20 protein-coding genes are annotated in these 21,646 nt (G+C 69.4%); 12 read left to right on the forward strand and 8 right to left on the reverse strand.

Going from position 1 to position 21,646, the window contains the following annotated elements:
• Window positions 1-44 precede the first annotated feature (44 nt).
• From pstA to pstS, 3 genes are all read right to left on the reverse strand, one after another.
• Window positions 45-1,097 carry a phosphate ABC transporter permease PstA gene (pstA, locus tag MKW14_RS23795; RefSeq protein WP_240865204.1) on the reverse strand — a complete coding sequence of 351 codons (1,053 nt, stop codon included), beginning with the start codon at window positions 1,095-1,097 and terminating at the stop codon, window positions 45-47.
• The gene (gene pstC / locus MKW14_RS23800) at window positions 1,094-2,098 is read right to left on the reverse strand and encodes a phosphate ABC transporter permease subunit PstC (RefSeq protein ID WP_240865205.1); all 1,005 of its coding nucleotides are present in this window, start codon (window positions 2,096-2,098) and stop codon (window positions 1,094-1,096) included. Before pstC ends, pstA begins: the two co-directional genes overlap by 4 nt.
• Window positions 2,099-2,237: 139 nt before the next feature.
• Window positions 2,238-3,368 (reverse strand): phosphate ABC transporter substrate-binding protein PstS, encoded by a 1,131-nt coding sequence (gene pstS / locus MKW14_RS23805; protein WP_240865206.1) that lies wholly within the window; start codon window positions 3,366-3,368, stop codon window positions 2,238-2,240.
• A 317-nt stretch (window positions 3,369-3,685) separates the two neighbouring features.
• On the opposite strand from pstS, the gene MKW14_RS23810 reads away from it, so the two are divergent.
• A complete protein-coding gene (locus MKW14_RS23810) occupies window positions 3,686-5,239 on the forward strand; it encodes an FAD-binding oxidoreductase (protein WP_240865208.1) in 1,554 nt (517 codons plus the stop codon).
• A 17-nt stretch (window positions 5,240-5,256) separates the two neighbouring features.
• Here MKW14_RS23810 and MKW14_RS23815 read toward each other — a convergent pair whose 3' ends face one another.
• The 4 genes from MKW14_RS23815 to MKW14_RS23830 form a co-directional block, all read right to left on the reverse strand.
• Window positions 5,257-5,961 (reverse strand): phosphatase PAP2 family protein, encoded by a 705-nt coding sequence (locus MKW14_RS23815; protein WP_240865210.1) that lies wholly within the window; start codon window positions 5,959-5,961, stop codon window positions 5,257-5,259.
• A gap of 148 nt (window positions 5,962-6,109) precedes the next feature.
• Window positions 6,110-7,117, reverse strand: a complete 1,008-nt coding sequence (locus tag MKW14_RS23820) for a bifunctional lytic transglycosylase/C40 family peptidase (RefSeq protein WP_240865211.1) — start codon at window positions 7,115-7,117, stop codon at window positions 6,110-6,112.
• 133 nt (window positions 7,118-7,250) lie between these two features.
• Window positions 7,251-8,024 carry a trypsin-like serine peptidase gene (locus MKW14_RS23825; protein WP_240865212.1) on the reverse strand — a complete coding sequence of 258 codons (774 nt, stop codon included), beginning with the start codon at window positions 8,022-8,024 and terminating at the stop codon, window positions 7,251-7,253.
• A gap of 153 nt (window positions 8,025-8,177) precedes the next feature.
• Window positions 8,178-8,609, reverse strand: a complete 432-nt coding sequence (locus MKW14_RS23830; RefSeq protein WP_240865213.1) for an ATP-binding protein — start codon at window positions 8,607-8,609, stop codon at window positions 8,178-8,180.
• 195 nt (window positions 8,610-8,804) lie between these two features.
• Here MKW14_RS23830 and MKW14_RS23835 point away from each other — a divergent pair, with 195 nt between their 5' ends.
• The 11 genes from MKW14_RS23835 (at window position 8,805) to MKW14_RS23885 (ending at window position 21,044) form a co-directional block, all read left to right on the forward strand.
• The gene (locus MKW14_RS23835; protein ID WP_240865214.1) at window positions 8,805-9,647 is read left to right on the forward strand and encodes a helix-turn-helix domain-containing protein; all 843 of its coding nucleotides are present in this window, start codon (window positions 8,805-8,807) and stop codon (window positions 9,645-9,647) included.
• A 10-nt stretch (window positions 9,648-9,657) separates the two neighbouring features.
• The gene (locus tag MKW14_RS40970) at window positions 9,658-9,999 is read left to right on the forward strand and encodes a DUF397 domain-containing protein (protein WP_276621584.1); all 342 of its coding nucleotides are present in this window, start codon (window positions 9,658-9,660) and stop codon (window positions 9,997-9,999) included.
• Between the two features lie 16 nt (window positions 10,000-10,015).
• The gene (locus MKW14_RS23845; protein ID WP_240865215.1) at window positions 10,016-10,291 is read left to right on the forward strand and encodes a hypothetical protein; all 276 of its coding nucleotides are present in this window, start codon (window positions 10,016-10,018) and stop codon (window positions 10,289-10,291) included.
• 229 nt (window positions 10,292-10,520) lie between these two features.
• On the forward strand, window positions 10,521-11,885 hold the full coding sequence (locus MKW14_RS23850; RefSeq protein ID WP_240865216.1) for a S53 family peptidase: 1,365 nt from the start codon (window positions 10,521-10,523) through the stop codon (window positions 11,883-11,885).
• A 338-nt stretch (window positions 11,886-12,223) separates the two neighbouring features.
• Window positions 12,224-13,528 carry a S53 family peptidase gene (locus MKW14_RS23855; RefSeq protein WP_240865217.1) on the forward strand — a complete coding sequence of 435 codons (1,305 nt, stop codon included), beginning with the start codon at window positions 12,224-12,226 and terminating at the stop codon, window positions 13,526-13,528.
• 379 nt (window positions 13,529-13,907) lie between these two features.
• Window positions 13,908-14,216: a DUF8827 family protein gene (locus MKW14_RS23860; RefSeq protein ID WP_014673544.1), complete on the forward strand. Its 309-nt coding sequence runs from the start codon at window positions 13,908-13,910 to the stop codon at window positions 14,214-14,216.
• A 141-nt stretch (window positions 14,217-14,357) separates the two neighbouring features.
• The gene (locus MKW14_RS23865) at window positions 14,358-15,161 is read left to right on the forward strand and encodes a DUF8175 domain-containg protein (RefSeq protein WP_240865218.1); all 804 of its coding nucleotides are present in this window, start codon (window positions 14,358-14,360) and stop codon (window positions 15,159-15,161) included.
• The gene (locus tag MKW14_RS23870) at window positions 15,151-16,485 is read left to right on the forward strand and encodes a hypothetical protein (RefSeq protein ID WP_240865219.1); all 1,335 of its coding nucleotides are present in this window, start codon (window positions 15,151-15,153) and stop codon (window positions 16,483-16,485) included. The genes MKW14_RS23865 and MKW14_RS23870 overlap by 11 nt, the downstream gene beginning before the upstream one ends.
• Window positions 16,482-18,041, forward strand: a complete 1,560-nt coding sequence (locus MKW14_RS23875; protein WP_240865220.1) for an SCO6880 family protein — start codon at window positions 16,482-16,484, stop codon at window positions 18,039-18,041. The genes MKW14_RS23870 and MKW14_RS23875 overlap by 4 nt, the downstream gene beginning before the upstream one ends.
• A gap of 9 nt (window positions 18,042-18,050) precedes the next feature.
• Window positions 18,051-19,478, forward strand: a complete 1,428-nt coding sequence (locus tag MKW14_RS23880; RefSeq protein WP_240865221.1) for an ATP-binding protein — start codon at window positions 18,051-18,053, stop codon at window positions 19,476-19,478.
• Window positions 19,479-19,499: 21 nt separating this feature from the next.
• Window positions 19,500-21,044, forward strand: coding sequence for a type IV secretory system conjugative DNA transfer family protein (locus MKW14_RS23885; RefSeq protein ID WP_240865231.1), 1,545 nt, complete (start codon window positions 19,500-19,502; stop codon window positions 21,042-21,044).
• A gap of 9 nt (window positions 21,045-21,053) precedes the next feature.
• Here MKW14_RS23885 and MKW14_RS23890 read toward each other — a convergent pair whose 3' ends face one another.
• A complete protein-coding gene (locus tag MKW14_RS23890) occupies window positions 21,054-21,605 on the reverse strand; it encodes a GNAT family N-acetyltransferase (protein ID WP_240865233.1) in 552 nt (183 codons plus the stop codon).
• Window positions 21,606-21,646 lie beyond the last annotated feature (41 nt).

The following is a 21,646-nucleotide window of genomic DNA, read 5'->3' on the forward strand; positions in this document are numbered from 1 at the left end:
ATTACGTCACTTCCAGAAGTCTTTGTTCGGTCGCTGTCGGCCGGTCAGCGACCGGTCTTCGGAGCCTTCCAGCGGGCGATGCCGCGGGCCACCAGGTTCAGGATCATCACGAAGGCGATCAGGGTGAGCGAAGCCGCCCAGGCCCGGTCGTAGGCGTAGTCGTTGCCCGCGGCGTACTGCTGGTAGATGTACAGCGGCAGCGACTGCTGCGGCCCCGAGAAGGGGTCGTTGTTGATGAACCGGTTTCCGAACACCAACAGCAGCACGGGGGCGGTCTCACCCGCGATACGGGCGATGGCCAGCATGACGCCGGTCGTGATGCCGCCGATGGAGGTCGGCAGGACCACCTTCAGGATGGTGCGCCACTTCGGGACACCCAGCGCCAGGGACGCCTCCCGCAGCTCGTTCGGGACGAGCTTGAGCATCTCCTCGGTGGAGCGCACGACCACCGGCATCATCAGGATGGCCAGGGCCAGCGATCCGGCGAAGCCGAACGGCTCCATGTTGAAGATCAGCATCAGGGAGAGGATGAACAGGCCCGCGACGATCGACGGGACGCCCGTCATGACGTCGACGAAGAAGGTGACCGCCTGGGCGAGCCGGCCACGGCCGTACTCCACCAGGTAGATGGCGGTCAGCACGCCGATCGGCGCCGCGATCAGGGTGGCGAGACCGACCTGCTCCAGGCTGCCGATGATGGCGTGGTAGATGCCGCCGCCCGGCTGGGAGTCGGCGACGAGGCCCATCGAGTGGGTCAGGAAGTAGACGTCGAGGACCTTCACACCGCGTACGACGGTCACCCAGACCAGGGAGACCAGCGGCACGAGGGCGACGAGGAAGGCGACCCAGACCAGACCGGTCGCGATCCGGTCCTTGGCCTGGCGGCGGCCCTCGACCTTGGCGGCGATGGCGTAGGTGGCGACCAGGAAGAGCAGACCGGAGATCAGACCCCACTGCACCTTGGTGAGCCCGGCGCCCGCCCCGACGGCCACGGCGACGGCCACGGAACCGGCGGCGATCGCCCAGGGCGACCACTTCGGCAGACTGGCGCCGCGCAGGGTGCTGGGGCGCTTCTCGGCGATGGCGGCGTTGCTCATGCGTTGGCCCCCGAGTACTCCTTGCGGCGGGCGATGATCATGCGAGCCGCGCCGTTGACCAACAGGGTGATGACGAACAGGACCAGACCGGAGGCGATGAGGGCGTCACGGCCGAACTCGGTGGCCTCGCTGAACTTGCTCGCGATGTTCTGGGCGAAGGTGCCGCCGCCCGGGTTGAGCAGGCTGCCGTGGATCAGGAAGTCCGGGGACAGGACGGTGGCGACGGCCATCGTCTCGCCGAGCGCGCGGCCGAGGCCGAGCATCGACGCGGAGATCACACCGGAGCGGCCGAAGGGCAGGACGGCCATGCGGATGACCTCCCAGCGCGTGGCGCCGAGGGCCAGGGCCGCCTCCTCGTGCATCTGCGGGACCTGGCGGAAGACCTCGCGGCTGACGTTGGTGATGATCGGCAGGATCATGATCGCGAGCAGGATGCCCACGGTCAGCAGGGAGCGCGGGGCCCCCTGGTCCCAGGAGAAGATCCCGGTCCAGCCGAAGAAGTCGTTGAGCCAGCCGAAGAGGCCGTTCATGTGCGGGACGAGGATCAGCGCGCCCCACAGGCCGTAGACGATGGACGGCACCGCGGCGAGCAGGTCGACCACGTACGCGATGGGACCGGCCAGCCGGCGCGGGGCGTAGTGCGTGAGGAACAGCGCGATGGCCACCGCGACCGGGACCGCGAGAACCATGGCGATGATCGAGGAGATCACCGTGCCGTAGGCCAGGACGGCGATGCCGAAGCTGGGCGGCGTGACGTTGGTGTTCCACTCGAAGGTGGTCAGGAAGTTGCCGTGGTTCTTGCTGAGCGCGAGGGAGGCGCGGTAGGTGAGGAACACCGCGATCGCGGCCATGATCACCAACAGCAGGATGCCCGACCCACGGGACAGACCGAGGAAGATCCGGTCTCCGGGTCGGGTGGCGCCGCGGGCGTTGCGTTTCTGCTCGGCCGCGGTGGGCTGGGGAGTGGGAGGAGGTGCGTCGGTTATCTGTGTCGTGTCCATCGGGTTCTCCGGTCTGCGGAGCCGCACCCGGGGTACGGCTCTGCGAAGCCGTACGTGACGTACGGCTCATGGCGGCGGTGCACCGGACGGTGCGGGCCGGTCCCGGGTTCAGGGGCCGGGACCGGCCCGCACACTCAGATCAGCTCAGGCCAGCGATGGTGGTGCGGACCTTGGCGATGATGTCGGCCGGGATGGGCGCGTACTTCAGGCCGGAGAGGACGCTCTGACCGTCCTCGGAGGCGATGTAGCCCAGGAACGCCTTGGTGGCCGGGAGGGTGTCAGCCTTGTTTCCCTTGTCGCACACGATCTCGTACGTCACCAGCGTAATCGGGTACGCGCCGTCTGCCTTGGTGTTGTAGTTCAGCTGCAGCGACAGGTCCTGGCCGGTGCCGATGACCTTGGCGTCGGCGATGGCCTTGGAGGCGGAGTCGCTGCTCGGGGCGACCGGCGCGCTGGCACCCGTGTTGATGCTGACGGCGTTGACGCCGTCGGCCACGTAGGACAGCTCGAAGTAGCCGATGGAGCCGTTGGTCTGCTTGACCTGGGCGGCGACACCGGAGGACTGCGCGGCGGCCTGGCCACCCTTGGCCTGCCAGGCCTTGCCACCGGAGTACGTCCAGTCGCTCGGGGCGGCGGCCTTCAGGTACTTGGTGAAGTTGTCCGTGGTGCCGGACTCGTCCGAGCGGTGGAACGCCTGGATCTTGAGGTCGGGCAGCTTGGCGGACGGGTTCAGCTTCTTGATCGCCGCGTCGTTCCACTTGGTGATCTTGCTGTCGAAGATCTTCGCGAGGGTCGGGGCGTCGAGGACCAGGTTCGAGACACCGGAGAGGTTGTAGCCGACCGCGATGGGGCCGCCGACCATCGGCAGGTCGATGCCCTGGCCGCCGCTGCAGACCTTCTTGGAGGCGGTGACCTCTTCGGGCTTCAGCGCCGAGTCGGAACCGGCGAAGGCGAGCTGGCCCTGGGTGAAGGAGGTGACACCCGCGCCGGAGCCGCCGCCCTTGTAGTTGATCTGGACGCCACAGGCCTTGGAGAAGTTGGCCACCCAGGCGTCGATCGCGTTCTTCTGCGCGGACGAGCCGTCGGCCAGGAGCTGCCCCTTGGCGTTGTCACACTTGATGGAGCCGGCCTGGGTCGAGGCCGAAGCGCTGCTGCCACCGCCGCTGTTGCTGCTGGTGTCGTCCGAGCCGCACGCCGTGAGGACCAGGGCGCCGGAGGCGGCGAGAGCACCGAGAGCGAGGGCCCGCCGGTTCATGCGCTGAAGCTTCACTTGAAAGAGATCCTTCCAGGAGCCGCCGTCCTGAATCGGCGGCGTGCGGAGTTGCGAAGTTTCGGTTGATGTGGACGCGTCTGTAGCGGTGCGGCCGCATCTCGTAAGGCTGAAATTAGGCAGATCAGGTGAAGGCGCCAATGGGCGCAAATGAACGGCAGGTGAACCCCTGCAGACGTTGTGGTTAGGTCACGGAATGCTCACGGGGAGGGCACGCGCGGGTTCCGGCCTCACGGTGACACAGGAGTGACAGTTCTCCGGGAACCCCCGAGATCGGCGCGCCGTCTCGTACCCCGAGAGCCATCGGGAGGCACAGCATGGAACGGCGTACGTTCATCGGCGGCGCGGCCGCGGTCGCGGCGGTCGCCACCACCGCCTGCAAGGGCGGCTCCGCCGACGCGGACACCAGTACCTCGTCCTCCTCCGGCACGTCCGGCACGTCCCTCCGCTCGACGTCGGCCCAGGCCGCCGCCGCGAACTGGACCGGCCTCGCCCGCGACCTCGACGGCACCCTGGTCCGCCCGGGCGACGCCAAGTGGGCCACGGCCCACCAGCTGTACAACACCCGCTTCGACGGCCTGAAGCCGGCCGCGGTCGCCTATGCCGCCCACGCCGACGACATCCGTACGACCCTGGCGTACGCCCGTGCCCACGGAATCCGGGTCGCCATCCGCAACGGCGGCCACTCCTACGCCGGCTGGTCCTCGGGGAACGGCAAGCTGATCCTCGATGTCTCCGAGCTGAACCGAATACGGGTCGGCGGCGGCCAGGCCGTGGTGGGCGCCGGCGCCAAGCTGATCGACGTCTACCGCGCCCTGACGGCGAAGGGCGTGACGATACCGGCGGGCTCCTGCCCCACGGTCGGCGTCTCCGGTCTGGTGCTCGGCGGCGGCCACGGCGTGGTCTCCCGGGCCTACGGCCTGACCTGCGACAGCCTCACCGAAGCCACCCTGATCACGGCGGACGGCAAGCAGCTCACCGCGAACGCGACGACCAACAAGGACCTCTTCTGGGCCCTGCGCGGCGCCGGCAACGGCAACTTCGGCGTCGTGACGGAACTGCACTTCACCACCCACCCGGCGCCGCAGGCCGTCTCGGCGTACGTCACCTGGCCGTGGGCGAAGGCGGCGGCCGTGGTGAAGGCCTGGCAGGAGTGGGGCCCCGGCCAGCCCGACGAGATCTGGTCCTCCTGCCATCTGGAGAACGGCGGCTCGCCGACCGTGTCCGTCGCCGCGTTCTCGCTCGGCACCTACGGCGAACTCCAGAACGCGCTGGACCGCCTGGCCTCGAAGGTCGGCGCCCCCGCCCGCGGCGTCACGCTGAAGAGGCACACCTACGAGGGCGCGATGGAGGCGTACGCCGGCTGCTCGTCCTTCCCGACCGCCGCCCAGTGCCATCTGCCCGGCTCCACCCCGGGCCGCAGCCCGCGGGGCGCGCTCGGCCGGGAGACCTACGCGGCCCGCTCGGACTTCTTCGACCGCTCGATCTCGACGGCCGGCATCCAGACCATGCTGGCGCGCATCAGGTCCGTCCAGGGCGGCGCCGGCAGCATCGCCCTCATCGCCCTCGGCGGCGCGGTCAACCGCGTCTCCCCCACCGCGACGGCCTTCGTCCACCGCCGCTCCCGGATGCTCGCCCAGTACATCGCGTCCTGGCGCCCGGGGACGGCGGGCACGGCCGCCCAGTCCTGGCTGACGAAGACGCACGACGCGATGAAGCCGTACGCCTCCGGCGCGGCCTACCAGAACTACACCGACCCGACCCTGACGAACTGGCGCAAGGCCTACTACGGCGACGCGGCGGCGAGGCTGGCGACGGTGAAGAAGCAGTACGACCCGAACCGCTTCTTCACCTACCCCCAGGCGCTGTAACGGGCCCCAGGCCTGCTCTAGGCCGCGAGGTCCCGTTCCTCCGACTCGAGGTCCTTGCGGGCGCCGGGGATCACCGTGCCATCGCCGGGGGCCGAGCGTCCCCGGGCCCGGACGAACCAGGCGCCCCACGTGGAGGTCTCGACGGCCTTCAGCACCGGGGTCAGCAGGGCCATGGCGAGCGGGGACAGCAGCAGGGCGACGGCCGTGCCGAGCGCGAAGCCGCCCACCACGTCGGTCGGGTAGTGCACGCCCATGTAGACCCGGCAGAAGCCCTCGAGCAGCGCGAGCCCGATGCCGACGAGCCCGAACTTCCGGTTGGCGACGAAGAGTCCGACGCCCATGGCCATGGTGATGGTCGCGTGATCGCTGACGAAGGAGTAGTCGGTCTTGCCCGTCACGAGGACGTCCAGTCCCTGGTGGACGAGGAAGGGCCGGGGCCGCTCGACGAAACCCCGTATGGGCACGTTCACCAGCACGGCGATCGCGGCGGCGAGCGGCGTCCACACCAGCGCGGCCACGGACGGCACGGCCTCCTCGCCGCCCTTGCGGCGCACCGACCACCAGCACCCGACCACCAGCAGCACCATGGCCACCAGCAGCCCGTACTCCCCGACGAACTCCATGACCCGGTCGAACCAGTGCGGAGCGTCCTTGGCCAGGCCGTTGATGTCGTAGAGCAGGTCGACGTCGGGGTTCGACCCGGTGTCTGCGAGTCCAGCCATCGCGCTGCGGCCCCTTCGTCGTCTGCTTGCTACGAGAACAGGAACGCACGGTCCCGGTTATTACGTTCCACACTCCACCGAATGATCACGCAGACGTTATCGAAGAGAGACTCATCGCCGCAGCTCAGGGGGTGGGTTCACACTCGGTTCACACCGTGGTGGGCAGTGCTTTCGCGCCATCTTCGGTGACCCGGGTGGCGCCGAAGTACTCGGAGGTGTCGATCGGGTCGAAGCGGATGACGGCACCAGTGCGCGGCGCGTCGATCATGTATCCGCCGCCGACATAAATGCCGACATGGTGAATGGCCCGGGAGTCCGTCGGATCGGTCGAGAAGAACACCAGGTCCCCGGGGAGCAGTTCGTCCCGCTGGGGGTGCGGACCCGCGTTGTACTGGTCGTTGGCCACGCGCGGCAGCGTGATGCCGACGCTCTCGTAGGCGGCCTTCGTCAGCCCCGAGCAGTCAAAACGCCCGTTGTCGGCGGCAGTTCCGTCGCCGCCCCACAGATAGGGCGTGCCGAGTTTCTTCTGCGCGTAGTAGATGGCCCCGGCGGCCTGCCGGCTCGGGTCGACCCGCGACACGGGCGCGGCGAAGCTCTCCTCCAGCGTGGTGATCGTCTTGACGTAGTTCTGGGTCTCCTTGTACGGCGGAACGCCCCCGAACTTGATCACCGCGTAGGCCCCGGCGTTGTACGAGGCGAGCATGTTTTCAGTCAGATTCCCGGGTACGTCCTTCACGTACGAGGCGAGTTGGCAGTCGTACGACGCGGCGGACGGGATCGCGTCCTGCGGATCCCAGACGTCCTTGACGCCGTCGCCGTTTCCGTCGATGCCGTGCGTGGCCCAGGTCCCCGGGATGAACTGAGCTATCCCCTCGGCCGCCGCGGCGCTCCGGGCCCGGGGATTGAACCCGCTCTCCTGGTAGAGCTGTGCGGCGAGCAGCGCCGGGTTGAGGGCGGAGCAGAGGTTCCCCCACTTCTGCACGATGGCGGCGTACGCGGCCGGTACGGCGCCCTTGGCGAGCGCCTTGGTGCCGCCCCCCACGCCGTTGACGAGGTTCCCGGCGACGACGTACACCCCGACGACGAGCAGCATGACGAAGGCCATGGCGGAGCCGACAGCCACGGACGCGATGATCCATGCCTTACGCACCGTCACCCGCCCCTCGCCGCCCGGGAGTCCGTCCAGGAGTCCGTCGAGGGGTCAGTCTAGGGGCGGTGACTGTGTTCCGGAATGATCACACTCGGCCATTGTCAGACGTCAGACGCCCGCCACCCCCACGGATGACGGATCACGGATCGGCGGCGGCGTCCTTGTACAACTCGGCGGCCTCGGCGCCCAGCACCACGCTGTAGGAGATGTCGTCGGTGTCCCCGCCCTGCTCGTGCCCCCCGAGCACCCCCACGACCTGACCGTCCCCGTTGACCCAGGGACTGCCGCTGGTTCCGCTGCTGAGGCTGGGGCAGTCGATCCGCTGCTGGGTACGGCTGTGCGCGGTCGGCCGGTTGGTGCAACTCACCGGCACCTCTTCGGAGCTGGGGTAGCCGATGACGGTCACGGCGGTGGCGCCGGTGGCCGTCCCGGTCGCGAAGCGGTTGCCCCCGACGGCATCTTCGACGCCCTTGCCGTGCTGATAACTCACGATGCCGAAGGCGACGTCGCTGTCCTCGTCCTGCTCGTTGCGCCACCCGTCCGGCAGGAACTTCCGGTGCACGGTCCACTCGCCGTACGGCGCCTTGCCGTCCCGGTACCCGGGCACGAACACGAACTCCTGGTCACTGTCGAGGCAGTGCGCCGCGGTGACGATGAGGTTGCGGTAGGGGCTGTGCACGACGGAGGCGGTGCAGTGGTGTCCGCCCGCGAGGCTCGATCTCCGGTCGGCCGGAAACAGCGCCCCGACCCGCACGGACTGCGAGGTCGCCGCGGCGGCCACGGTCACGCCGAGCGGTCCGGGCCCGTCGTCGGCGTTGGCGAGGGACGCGGAGGTCAGAGCGGGCACGGCCAGGACGACGGCCGCGCACAGGGGACTGGCGATACGCCTGCTGATGCGAGAGGTGCGGTTCATCGGCACCCACTGTGTCCGACGAAGGTGAGAAAACCGTCTGCCGTTCACTGAGATATCTCCGTGAACATGGCCCGCCTCCTCCGCCCGTCCCCTCTCCGACGTCCCGACCACCGTACTGCGCCCACTTCCGGCTCGCCTCCGCGTCACTCTGAGTCACTTGACCGGGCACTCGGCCCACAGCAGCTTTCCGCCCTTGGACGCGCCGAGCTCCCGCAGCACGGATACCCCGACGACGTCCGCACAGGCCCGCACGATCTGCAGCCCCCGCCCACGCTCGGCGTCCGCCGCGGGTGGGCCGTACGGTTCCCCGTCCCGGAACCCGGCCGGAACCCGCGGATCGCTGTCCCACACGGCGACCCGTAGCCGCCCGGAGTCCATGGGCCGCACCCGCAGGGCGTACGGCCCCTGGGTGTGCCGGTGGGCGTTGGCGAGCAGTTCACCGGCCAACAGCTCGGCGGTGGGCGTGAGTTCGTCCAGTCCATGGGCGGTGAGCAGCGCACGCAGGGTGACCCGGGCGATTCCCGGCGCGCGCGGATCATGCGGGAGTTGGAGGGTGTAGGCCCAGGACGGGGATACGGTGGCCATGGAAGTCTCCGGTCACTGTGGGGAGTTGGATACGTGCGATGAGTGGCCCAGTGGCTTACCGTCCCGTCGGGCGGTGCGCTTCTGGGGTAGGGCGCCACTTGTAAGGTAGCGGCCGTCCGGTTTATACATTCACCGATTCCCGGAAAGTACATTCACTGCCACCCATGTGGGTGACGACAAGGAGGCGGCAAGCCCGTGCGGAACCCAACGGGTCGCCAACTGCGCTTCGGCACTGAACTGCGCAAACTGCGCGAACGCGCCGGCCTCACGGCCACCGAGGCCGGTCAACTCATGGGGATCAAGCAGGCGCAGATCAGCAACATGGAGGCCGGACGCGTAGGCGTGAGCGCCGAGCGGGTACGCGCGCTGGCCTGCCATTACGACTGCTCCGACCAGGCCCTCGTCCAGGCGCTCGGCGACATGACCACCGAGCGAGCACGCGGCTGGTGGGAGGAGTACCGCGACATCCTCCCCGCCGGCCTCCTGGACCTCGCCGAGCTGGAGCACCACGCCAGACGGCTGCGGACCGCCGTGACCGTGCACATCCCGGGCCTCTTCCAGACGACCGACTACGCGCGGGAGATCTTCCGCCAGGCCGTGCCGGATCTGGCGCCGCCCGACGTGGAGCACCGGGTGTCGTTCCGGATCAAGCGGCAGGCCGTGCTCTACCGCGACCGCCCCACCCCTCAGCAGGTGATCATCCATGAGGCGGCCCTGCGCATGCGGTTCGGGGGCACTCAGGTCACCCGAGGCCAGCTGACGTACCTCCTCGATATGAGCGAGCGCGAACACGTCGCGATCCACGTCATCCCATTCGCCGCGGGCACCTTCGCCGGCTCGGGCCAGTCCGTCTACTACGCCGAGGGCCCCGTGCCACAGCTCGACACGGTGAACCTCGACCAGTCACACGGTCCGGTGTTCCTCGACGCTGAGGCCCAGTTGAGCAAGTACCGCGTCACACTCGACCGACTGGAAGCGGCTGCCCTCACCGTCGAGGAGTCGCGGAAGTTCATCCACACCATCCTCAAGGACCTGTGAGGGAACCCCGATGCCCAAGCCGCTCACCTGGCAGAAGTCGTCCTACTGCCCCGAGGGCAACTCCTGTGTCCACGTGGCCGCAACCCCCGCCGCGATCCACATAACCGAGTCCGGCGACCCCACCGCCTCCATACTCACCACCACCCCCGCCGCTTTCGCCACCCTCCTCGACTCCCTGAAGACCGGCGCCCCCACCCCCCTTCAGATCACCGTCACCGACCACGACACCGTCCGCCTCCACGACCCCGCGACCCCCCACGTATCGGTCACCACGGACCGCCCCCGGTGGAACGCCTTCGTACTCGGCGTGAGGGCAGGGGAGTTCGACCACTTCACCCACGCCACCCGGTGATCTTTGCTCCTGCAGCATGTCGGACCTCAAGAAGCAGGCCACGTCCATGCACAAGGCCGCGTCGGGACTGCGCAGCGTCGGGCATCACACGGCGAAGCCGTTGCAGCAGTTCGACGCGCGGCTGCGGTCCGTCCTTGGTCCGGCCCTTGACCTCGCCGTATCACATCCGTTCGAAGGGGAACTCCCCGTCGACGCGCTCCCCGATTGGTTCACTGCCGCCGCGCAGAAAACGCCGGCATCAGCCCCGGCGCATACTCTTCCCACGCCCCGCTCAACGCGCGTCACGCTGTGAGTTCTCTGTGCCGCGGGTCAAGTCGCCGCCATCGCACACCCATTCCGCGACCATCGGCCGGTAACCCCCCGCACCTCTTCGGTAATGCGGAAGTCAGAATTCCGAAACTGCCTTGTTTGTCGCGTACTCAACAAGCCATCGTCGTCGCGGGCCGCCGCCCCCACCGGCAACCACACCGGTGGACCCCCCAGCCGCACGCCTCTGTCCACCACTCCCAGGAGGCTGTACGTTGCCTACGTCCACCCCCAACTCCCCCCACATACGCGGCAGATGGCGCCGCATCGGCTCGGCCGCCGCAGCCACCGCCGCCCTCGTGCTCGCCGGTCTCGGCAGCGCGGCCCACGCGGACGCGGCGACCGCCGCCACCCACAAGGTGAGCGCCAGGACGATCGCCGCGCAGGTCGCCAAGGCCCATGTGCGCTACGAGAACGCCTGCGCCGCGCACCCGAAGAAGGGCTACGCCTCCTGCGACGCCCTCCGGGTCACCGGCGGCACCACCGCCTTCATGGAGAAGCAGGCCGCGCTGAAGGGCGTCGCCCCGAAGACGGTCAAGCCGGACGCCGCCTCGGACGACCCGACCGGTTACGGCCCGAGCGACCTCCAGTCGGCCTACGGCCTGACGGACGCGGCCTCCTCCAACGGCTCCGGTGAGACCGTCGCCATCGTCGACGCCTACGACGACCCCAACGCCGAGGCGGACCTGGCCACTTACCGCTCGTACTACGGCCTGCCCGACTGCACGACCGACAACGGCTGCTTCAGCAAGGTCAGTCAGACCGGCTCCACGACCTCCCTGCCCTCCGCCGACAGCGGCTGGGCCGGTGAGGAGTCCCTCGACCTCGACATGGTCAGCGCCGTCTGCCCGAACTGCAACATCCTGCTCGTCGAGGCGAAGTCCGCGAGCGACGCCAACCTGGGCACGGCGGTGAACGAGGCGGTCAAGCTGGGCGCCAAGTTCGTCTCCAACTCCTACGGCGGCTCCGAGTCCTCCTCGGACACCACCTACGACTCCTCGTACTACAAGCACCCGGGCGTCGCCATCACCGCGAGCGCCGGCGACGAGGGCTACGGCGCCGAGTACCCGGCCGCCTCCCGCTACGTGACCGCCGTCGGCGGCACCGCGCTGAACACCGCCTCCAACAGCCGCGGCTGGACCGAGAGCGTCTGGGAGACCAGCAGCACGGAAGGCACCGGCTCCGGCTGCTCGTCGTACGACGCCAAGCCGAGCTGGCAGACCGACACCGGCTGCACCAAGCGGATGATCGCCGACGTGTCCGCCGTCGCCGACCCGGCGACCGGCGTCTCCGTCTACGACTCCTACGGCTCCGACGGCACCGGCTGGAACACCTACGGCGGCACCAGCGCCTCCTCGCCCATCATCGCCTCGGTCTACGCCCTCGCCGGCACCCCGGGCTCCAGCGACTACCCGGCCCAGTACCCGTACAACGCGGCCGGCACCTCCGCCCTCAACGACGTCACCAGCGGCAGCAACGGCACCTGCTCCACCAGCTACTTCTGCACCGCCCAGTCGGGCTACGACGGCCCGACCGGCTGGGGCACCCCGGAGGGCCTGGACGCCTTCACGGCGAACTGACCCGACGCACGACCTCCCCGACGGGTCACGGGGAGCCGGCCGAGTGAGGAGTACGTGGGGTCTCCTCGGCGGCACGCAAGGGGAACGGGTCACGGCAGCCGGCCGCGACCCGTTTCCCATGCGACCGCCTTGGTTTTCCTGTGCGTTGGGTAAAGGCCCCGACCTTCTTCAGTAATCCGGAAGTCAGAATTCCGTACACCTCTTGTTGTCGCGTACTCAACAAGCGACAGTCGTGGCGGGCCGCCGCCCCGCCGTCGCAGCCGGGGACCCCGTACCGGCGGCATCGCACCCGCACCGCCCCTGTTCCACCCCACCAAGGAACATCAGGAGGCTGCACGATGCGTTCCACTCCCCCCAACAGACCGTCCGGCCACAGAGCCTGGCGCCGCATCGGGGCCGCAGCGGCCGCGGCAGCGGCCCTCGTGCTCGCGGGCTTCGGCACCGCCGTACAGGCCGACGCGGCCACCGCCCCGGCCAAGGTCACCTGGACCGCGACCCCCTGCGCCACCCCCAAGCACACAGGCGAACTGACCTGTAACTCCTACCGCGTGACCGGCGGACTCACCGCCTTCCAGAAGCAGCAGGCCGCGCGCACCGGGGTCACCCCGAAGGCAGCCGACGCCAGCACCCCCTCCGGCTACGGCCCGAGCAACCTCCAGTCCGCGTACGGCCTGACCTCCGCCGCCGCCTCCAACGGCTCCGGCGAGACCATCGCGATCGTCGACGCCTACAACGACCCGAACGCCGAGTCGGACCTCGCCTCCTACCGCTCGTACTACGGCCTGTCGGCCTGCACCACCGCCAACGGCTGCTTCAAGAAGGTCAGCCAGACCGGCTCCACCACCTCGCTGCCCTCCAGCGACAGCGGCTGGTCCGAGGAGATCTCCCTCGACCTCGACATGGCCTCCGCCATCTGCCCGAAGTGCAACATCCTCCTCGTCGAGGCCACCAGCGCCACCATGGCCAACCTGGGCAAGGCCGTGAACGAGGCCGTCACCCTGGGCGCGAAGTACGTCTCCAACAGCTACGGCGGCTCCGAGTCCTCCTCGGACACGTCGTACGACTCCTCGTACTTCAACCACCCGGGCGTCGCCATCACCGTCTCCGCCGGCGACAGCGGCTACGGCGCCGAGTACCCGGCCGCCTCCCGCTACGTCACCGCCGTCGGCGGCACCGCCCTGAAGACCTCCTCCACCACCCGCGGCTGGACCGAGACCGTCTGGAAGACCTCCAGCACCGAGGGCACCGGCTCCGGCTGCTCCGCCTACGACGCCAAACCGAGCTGGCAGACCGACACCGGCTGCTCCAAGCGCACGATTTCGGACGTCTCCGCGGTGGCCGACCCGGCGACCGGCGTCTCGGTGTACGACTCCTACGGCGTGACCGCCGGCTGGTACACCTTCGGCGGCACCAGCGCCTCCTCGCCGATCATCGCGGGCGTCTACGCCCTCGCCGGCACCCCGTCGTCCTCCTCCTACCCCTCCTCGTTCCCCTACGCGAAGGCCGGCACCTCGGCGCTGAACGACGTGACCAGCGGCAACAACGGCTCCTGCTCGACCAGCTACCTGTGCACCGCCCAGTCGGGTTACGACGGCCCGACCGGCTGGGGCACCCCCGAGGGGGTCTCCGCCTTCACCGGCTGACCGACTGACCCTCCGTCACCGAGCGGGCCGCGGCCTCCCACCGCGGCCCGTTCGCGTTGCCGGGTTACCCTTCACCGGGAGAACATCGGCACGACCACTCACCCGACCGTCCGTCAGAAACGGCGCAGGTCATAGAAGGGGTCAACGACGGAACCACACGACTGGTTCCGCTCAGGCCTCATTGCCCGGCGTGACCTGCCGTGATACACAGAGTTACCGTACGAGCTATTCGTACGAAACCCGCCAACCAATGACGTCAAGTCGACATGCGACGGCGACATTGTCGGCGACAATGAGCCTGACCTCTGCACCGAGGCAGGGGACGCGGAACCGGAACCACCGGATCGACCGGAACTACCCACCAGGGGCGGTGACTTACATGCTCTTTGCGGCCGACAAGGGAGACATCAACACCATCATCGGCGGGATCGCTCCGGACTGGGGCCCCTTCGGCAGCCTGGGCAACGAGGCGAAGGTGATGATCGAGGTCGTCATGGCCGTCGCCATCCTGCTCTGCCTCGGCATCGCGGTATGGGGCGCGGCCAAGCAGCGCATCGGTGCGACCGCCCTGCGCGACACCTTCAGCGCGGAACAGGGCAAGGGCCTCATCATCGCCGGCCTCACCGGCGTCTTCATCATCGGCTCACTGGGCACGCTCTTCACCATCGTGTACGGCATGGCCGTCTAGCAGACAACTCCTCCCCCACCCGCCCGTCGTGCTCACCGGCTGAGGTTGCGTTTCCCTGATGTCGAGTCACCACACCGCGCCCGCGCGGGAACCAGCACGGCTACCGTCGTATCTCTACGAGGTGGAGAGGGCGTACGCGGCATGAGTCTCGGAGACGAGGGGCAGACCCGCACAAGGCTGCCCGACGCGGGCGGCGACGTGTACGGGGGCGCGCGGCGGGGCGGCCGCTCGTCGTCCCGGGGCCTGGTGACGGTGGTCGGCGTGGTGGTCCTCCTGATCGCAGCGATCGCCTTCGCGAACCGCGGCGACGGCGACTCCTCGTCATCGACCGACAGCAACGCCAAGAAGCCGAACAGCTCATCGACAGCGGCAACGGGAACGAAGCCGGTCCAGTCGAGAACGTCCGGCATCCCGTCGGGCTTCACGCACGACCAACAGGGGGCGGAGAGCGCGGCGGCGAACTATGCGACGGTTCTCGTCTCGGCCGACATCCTCAAGCCGGCCCGGCGTACCGAGATCGTCCAGCAGGTCTTCGTCCCCGACAAGCAGGCCGCGCTGCGGCAGCAACTCGACAGCGCCTACTCCACCGACTTCCTGAGCAAGATCGGCCTCGACGCCAACGGCAACGCGGCCCCGGGCAGCACCTACGTCTCCCGCACCGTGCCGATCGGCACCAAGACCACGAGCTACTCGGCCACCACGGCCACCGCCGAGGTCTGGTGCACAGGGTTGTACGGCACCGCCGGCCAGCAGTCCACCAACCCGGTCACGAGCGACTGGTTCACCATGACGCTCCAGCTGAGCTGGTCCGGCGGTGACTGGAAGGTCGACAGCTTCTCCCAGAAGGACGGCCCCGCGCCGGTCCCCGGTGACAACAAAGCGTCCAGCGCCGACGAGATGTCCAAGGCCGTCGAGGAGTACGGAGGCTTCACCTATGCCCGGTAGCCGCGCACTCAAGGTCACCGCCGCCCTGACAGCCGTCCAGACCGCTGCCGTACTGTTCGCGACCCGGGCCGCGGCCGCTCCCTCCCCGTCGCCGACGGCCTCGGACGACAAGTGCGACCTCATCGTCGGCCCCGCCAAGGACTACTGCGAACGCGGCAACGGCGACAAGGGCACCACCGGCGGTACCACCCCCAGCCTCACCTCGACCCTCGACCCGCTCGCCTCCCTCGGCAAGGGCTGTGCCAAAGCCGCCTCCTGGACCATCGACAAGCTCAGTGGGGCCGTCAAGGAGACCGCGAACGTCGACTTCACCAACCAGAAGTTCCTTCAGCAGTACGCCGTCGTCTTCGCCGCCTCCACCATCCTCACCCTCGTGCTGTGGCTCCTGGCCGTCGCCAAGCGAGCCGTCAGAGGCGTGCCGCTGACCACCGCCATCTCCGAAGCCGTCGGGTTCCTCTGGCTGACCGTGCTGGCCTCCGCGTTCACGCCCCTCATCCTGTACACCGTCGTGTCCGCGGTGGACGGTGTCACCGACGTCCTCGCGAAAGCCACCGGCGACCAGACCGACGTGTTCTTCGGCACCTTCTCCGGCGCCCTCAACAAGGGCAACGACATCGGCGGCGGCCCCATCATGCTGATCGTCGTCTCCCTGGTCAGCATCCTCGCCGCCGGAGTCCTCTGGCTGGAGCTCGTCATCCGTGCCGCCCTGCTCTACGTCGGCGCCCTCCTCGGCACCGTCGTCTACGCCGGCCTCGTCGACAAGAACCTCTGGGGCCACGTCCGCCGCTGGGCCGGCATCATGATCGCCGTCATCCTCGTCAAGCCGATCATCGTGATCGTCCTGGGGCTGGCCGGAGCCCTGTCCTCCGAGAACGGCCCCGACTCCTTCTCCGCCGTCGTCTCCGGCCTCGCCATCATCCTGCTGGCCATCTTCGCCAGCGCGATGATCTACCGCTTCGTCCCCGGCTTCGGCGACGAGATCGCCAGCGGCCGCAACAACCGCATCATGCAGGGCGCCGAGGGCAAGGCCGCCGCGGTCATCAGCTCCCCGGCGACCATGGTCGCCCAGGGCATCAAGACCCACAGCGCCCGCGCCAACGACAACGGGGGCGGCGGCCAGTCGTCCTCGGGCGGCGGCCCCCGCCCGGCCAACCCGGCTAGCGGCGGCGTCGCCGCCCACAGCACCCGCACCCCGAACGGTGGCGGCGGCGGAACTGTCCCCTCCGCCGCACCCGCACCCCGTTCGGCGAGCCCGGTGAACACCCCGCACGCCAGCAACACCCGCAACAGCAGTACCAACCGCACGGGAGGTGAAGGGCGTTGACGACCGAGTCCCACCTGTCCCATCCGGTCACGCCCCGCCGTACATATCTCATCGGCCGCGCCCGGCCGAACGCGATCGTCGGCCGCAACCGCGAGTCCGGCGAGATCGCGCTGATCATCGTGGGCGCGTTCCTCGGCATGATGTGCGGGCTCCTCGTCCCCGTCCTCTCCCTGCGCATCGTGCTGCTGATGGGCTTCCCGCTGCTCGCCCTGGCAGCGGTGTACGTGCCGTACAAGCACCGCACCTTCTACAAGTGGTTCGAGATCAACCGCAGTTACAAGCGCACCCTGAAGCAGGGCACGCTCTACCGGTCCGGCGTCATGGAGGCCGGCACCCGGCTCGACGGCCGTGAGATCGAGATCGGCCCGCCCCCCGGCATCGGCCGCATCACCTGGCTGGCCGCCCCCTTCGGCCCCGACGAGATCGCCGTACTCCTGCACGCGGACCGCCGTACCGTCACCGCCGCCATCGAGATCGAGGGCCCCGGCGTGGGCCTGCGCGACTCGGAGGACCAGGAAGCCCTCGTCGACCGCTTCGGCACCCTCCTCAAGCACGTGGCCAACGGCGACGGCTTCGTCACCCGCCTGCAGATGCTCGCCCGCACCCTCCCCGCCGACCCCGACGCCCACGCCAAGGACGTCGCCCTGCGCGGGGACGACAAGTCCCTGCCGTGGCTGCAGTCGTCGTACGACCAACTGCAGTCCATGGTGTCCACCAGCAGCGAGCAGCACCGCGCCTATCTCGTCGCCTGCATGCACTTCACCCGCGAACTCGCCGCCGAGGCGCAGGCGATGGCCCGCGCCGCCCGGCCCCAGTCGGGCCGCAAGGTGGACCGGGACGCGGGCCTCGCGGTCGTCATGGCCCGCGAGCTCACCGACATCTGCTCGCGCCTGCAGGAGGCCGACATCCGCGTCCGCCAGCCCCTCGGCCAGGGCCGGCTCGCCTCCCTCATCCACTCCATGTACGACCCCGACCACCCGATCGACCACATCCAGGCGATGACCAAGCGCAACGCCTGGCCGGCCGAACTGGACGCCATGGAGCCGACGTACCTCCAGGCCAAGACCCGCGAGTCCGCCACCCGCGCCCCCTGGTGCCACGCCACCGCCTGGGTGAAGGAGTGGCCGATGACCCCCGTCGGCGTCAACTTCCTGGCCCCCCTCCTGGTCCACACCCCGGACGTCATCCGAACGGTCGCGGTCACGATGGATCTCGAGCCCACCGAGGTAGCCATCGAACGCATGCTGACCGAGAAGACCAACGACGAGGCCGAGGCCTCCCGCGCAGCCAAGATGAACCGCACCGTGGACCCCCGTGACGTCGCCGCCCACACCCGCCTGGACCAGCGGGGCGAGGACCTGGCGAGCGGCGCCGCGGGAGTGAACCTGGTCGGCTACATCACCGTCTCCTCCCGCTCCCCCGAGGCCCTGGCCCGCGACAAGCGGACCATCCGGGCCTCGGCCGGAAAGTCGTACCTGAAGCTGGAGTGGTGCGACCGCGAGCACCACCGCGCCTTCGTGAACACACTCCCGTTCGCCACCGGCATCCGAAGGTAGGGACCACGCATGCGGGATCCGCTGTCCGTCCTCACCGACGCCTTCACGTCCTTCCTCTTCGGGAAGGTCGAGACGACCCGCCTGCCGGTGCGCACCTCGACGGGCCAGGCCCAGGCGGTCTACCTGCCGACCGCCGCACCGGGCCTGGGCGACTCGGGGGTGATCATCGGCCGCGAGGTCTACTCCGGCAAGGGCTACATCTACGACCCCTTCCAGCTCTACGGCCAGCAGCTCCCCGCCCCCCACTGGCTGGTCCTCGGCGAGTCCGGCAACGGCAAGTCGGCGCTGGAGAAGACCTACGTCCTGCGCCAGCTGCGCTTCCGCGACCGCCAGGTCGTCGTCCTGGACGCACAGGGCGAGGACGGGGTCGGCGAGTGGAACCTGATCGCGGAGGAGCTGGGGATAACTCCCATCCGCCTGGACCCGACGGCCGCCCTGGACATGGGCATCCGCCTCAACCCGCTCGACCCCGCGATCACCACCACCGGCCAGCTCGCCCTGCTCCGGACGATCATCGAGGTCGCGATGGGCCACGGCCTGGACGAACGCTCCGGCTTCGCCCTCAAGGTCGCGCACGCCTACGTCAACGAGACCATCGTCGAACGCCAGCCGGTCCTCACGGACATCGTCGAGCAGCTACGGCACCCCGAGCCGGAGTCGGCCGAGGCGATGAACGTCGACATAGACGACGTACGGGCCTGGGGCCTGGACGTCGCCCTTGTGCTGGACCGGCTGGTCGACGGTGACCTGCGCGGCATGTTCGACGGCCCGACCACGGTCGGCATCGACCTCGACGCGCCCCTCATCGTCTTCGACCTCTCCCACATCGACCGCAACTCCATCGCCATGCCCATCCTGATGGCGATCGTCGGAGTCTGGCTCGAGCACACCTGGATCCGCCCCGACCGCAAGAAGCGCATCTTCCTGGTCGAGGAGGCCTGGCACATCATCAACAGCCCGTTCGTGGCGCAGCTGTTCCAGCGGCTGCTGAAGTTCGGGCGCCGGCTGGGCCTGTCCTTCGTGGCGGTGGTGCACCACCTCAGTGACGTGGTGGACGGAGCGGCGGCGAAGGAGGCGGCGGCCATCCTGAAGATGGCGTCGACGCGCACGATCTACGCCCAGAAGGCGGACGAGGCACGGGCCACGGGCCGGGTGCTCGGTCTGCCCAGGTGGGCCGTGGAGATCATCCCGACCCTGACCCCCGGCATCGCGGTCTGGGACGTCAACGGCAACGTCCAGGTCGTCAAACACCTGGTCACCGAGACGGAACGCCCCCTGGTCTTCACCGACCGCGCCATGACCGAGTCGTCCGCCGACCTCGATCCGACCGACGACGCGCTGCGCGCCGCCGAGCTGGAGGCGGAGGAACGGGCGGCGGCCTTCGTGGAGCAGCACCTGAGCGACTACGACGGCTCGTCCGAGTCGACGGTGGCCTAGCGGCGGCGGGAGGCGGACGTGGTGAGACCGGACGTTCGGCGACGGGACGAACGGGAGGGCCAGGGCGGCATCCCCGACGGGCTGCTGGTCGGCATACTCGCCTTCCTCCTCGGCATGACCCTGATGGTGTGGACGGCGACCGGCCTCGCGGGCCTGTTCGCCAAGGGCTCCTGGCCCGACGGCGTCTCCTTCACCCGCACCCCGCTCGCCATGCGCCACCTCATCGGCCGGCCCCACGACATCACCGGCGCCTGGCCGGACACCCCCACGGCCCAGCTGTCGGGGTACGGCCTGTTCTGGGGCCTGTTCATCGGCCAGCTGATGGTCCTCTTCGTCCTGATCGTGTTCGTCATGGGCACCCTGGCCCGCTGGCGCGCGGGCCGCGCCAGACGCCGCCTGGAGCACGCGGCGGCGGTGGAACGCGCCACGGCCGCGACGACCGCCCCGATCCCGGAACCGACGGCACCGACAGCGCAGCCGCTGGAACGGCCGGCACCGCAGTCGGCGGAGGTACGACCGCCCCAACCGGCCGAGGTCCATGAGATGCCGGTGCCCCGCACGGAGCCGGTCCTCCCCCAGCCAGCCACCCCGGTCCAGCTGGAGACGGCCGTGGCACCGGCAGCGGGCGGCTGGGACCGCGCCGAGGGCACCGTGCACTACGCCCCACCCGCGAGCCGCCACACGACCGCGACCCAGGCCGTACGGGACGCGGAGGGCCCCGCCCTCGTCGTCACCTCGAACCCGTCCCTCTGGGCGGACACCAAGGACCCCCGCGCGAAACTGGGCCCGGTCCTCCTCTACGACCCCACCCACCGCTGCGACACCCCGGCCCGCCTCCACTGGTCCCCCACCGCCGGCTGCGAGGACAGACAGACGGCCACCGCACGGGCCGCCGCCCTCCTCGCCCCCATCCGCCCAACAGCCAAACTGGACGAGGCCCTCGCCACCACTGCGGAAACGCTCCTCCGCAGCTATCTGCACGCCGCCGCCGTGGACGGCCGCACCATCCGCCACGTCCACCGCTGGTCCCAGGGCAGCCAGATCCAGGACGCGGTCCGCATCCTCCGCACGAACCCCAAGGCGTCCCCCGGCTCCGCGGGCGAACTCGAGGCCGCGCTCACCGCACACCCCGAGCGCCGCGACATGGCCCAGGAGTTGACGACGAGAGCACTGTCCTCACTCTTCACGGTCAACATCCGAGAAGCCTGCACACCCAACCGAACCGATGCGCTCGCCTTGGATTCCTTCGTGGACGAAGGGGGAACGCTTTATGTAGTGGGGGAATCCATCGAGGATCCCAGGAGCAACCCAGGCGCGATGCCTCTCCTGACGGCCCTCGTCTCCAGCGTGGTCGAGCGCGGCCGGCGCATGGCCGAACGGTCATCCGCCGGTCGCCTCGACCCACCACTCACGCTCGTCCTGGACGACGTCGCAGCCGTGGCCCCGCTCCCCCAGCTCCCCGAGCTGCTCGCCACCGGCGCGGACCGCGGCCTGCCGACCCTGGCCCTGCTCCGCTCCCGCGAACAGGGCCGCGCCCGCTGGCCCCACGACGAACTCCCGGTCTGATCAATCCGATCAACCGGTTTCGCGCTCAAGGGCGAACTCCAACTCGGACTCCCCGCCGGCCTGCGGCAGCGGCACGGTCACCCCGGTCGGCACGAATCCGACCTTCCGATACAGCCGCTGAGCCCGCCCGTTGTCCTCATGCACGATGAGGCGCACACGCCCGGCACCCTGGGCCCACGCCCATTCAAGACCGGCGTCGAAGAGCACTTCGGTGAGCCCGATCCCCCGGAACTCGGGCCGGACGAACACCCCCACGATGTGCCCCTGCCTCTGCTCGACCGGAAACCCGGCCCAGTCGGTGGTCCCCGCCTCCTCTATGAGCACGGTCAGCATCCCGACCCACTCACCGTCCGGTCCCTCGGCGATGATCTGCTGAGCGCCGGTGGCCCCTTCGCAGCTCCCCTTAGCTCGCTCCTGCCAGAAGGAATCGGGATGGGCCAGAGCGTTGTCGTACGTCTCCAGAAAGGCGATGGGCGCCACCGGGTCCTGCAGAGCGACGAGCCTCAGCGCTTTCACGGACGGCCATTCATCGGCACGGATGGAACGGATCTTGTAGCTCATGGGGCCACGGTAGCGGAACGCAGAAAACCCCCGGACCGGTA

Source organism: Streptomyces gilvus (genome assembly GCF_022513565.1).
GTDB classification, from domain to species: Bacteria; Actinomycetota; Actinomycetes; order Streptomycetales; family Streptomycetaceae; genus Streptomyces; species Streptomyces gilvus.

Coding starts and splice junctions, on each gene's coding strand:
- MKW14_RS23860 (WP_014673544.1), top strand. CDS start 13,908: ATGCTCTTTGCGGCCGACAAGGGAGACATCAACACCATCATCGGCGGG.
- MKW14_RS23865 (WP_240865218.1), top strand. CDS start 14,358: ATGAGTCTCGGAGACGAGGGGCAGACCCGCACAAGGCTGCCCGACGCG.
- MKW14_RS23845 (WP_240865215.1), top strand. CDS start 10,016: ATGTCGGACCTCAAGAAGCAGGCCACGTCCATGCACAAGGCCGCGTCG.
- MKW14_RS23825 (WP_240865212.1), bottom strand. CDS start 8,024: ATGAACCGCACCTCTCGCATCAGCAGGCGTATCGCCAGTCCCCTGTGC.
- MKW14_RS23870 (WP_240865219.1), top strand. CDS start 15,151: ATGCCCGGTAGCCGCGCACTCAAGGTCACCGCCGCCCTGACAGCCGTC.
- MKW14_RS23855 (WP_240865217.1), top strand. CDS start 12,224: ATGCGTTCCACTCCCCCCAACAGACCGTCCGGCCACAGAGCCTGGCGC.
- MKW14_RS23830 (WP_240865213.1), bottom strand. CDS start 8,609: ATGGCCACCGTATCCCCGTCCTGGGCCTACACCCTCCAACTCCCGCAT.
- MKW14_RS23880 (WP_240865221.1), top strand. CDS start 18,051: ATGCGGGATCCGCTGTCCGTCCTCACCGACGCCTTCACGTCCTTCCTC.
- MKW14_RS23890 (WP_240865233.1), bottom strand. CDS start 21,605: ATGAGCTACAAGATCCGTTCCATCCGTGCCGATGAATGGCCGTCCGTG.
- pstC (WP_240865205.1), bottom strand. CDS start 2,098: ATGGACACGACACAGATAACCGACGCACCTCCTCCCACTCCCCAGCCC.
- pstA (WP_240865204.1), bottom strand. CDS start 1,097: ATGAGCAACGCCGCCATCGCCGAGAAGCGCCCCAGCACCCTGCGCGGC.
- MKW14_RS23815 (WP_240865210.1), bottom strand. CDS start 5,961: ATGGCTGGACTCGCAGACACCGGGTCGAACCCCGACGTCGACCTGCTC.
- MKW14_RS40970 (WP_276621584.1), top strand. CDS start 9,658: ATGCCCAAGCCGCTCACCTGGCAGAAGTCGTCCTACTGCCCCGAGGGC.
- MKW14_RS23810 (WP_240865208.1), top strand. CDS start 3,686: ATGGAACGGCGTACGTTCATCGGCGGCGCGGCCGCGGTCGCGGCGGTC.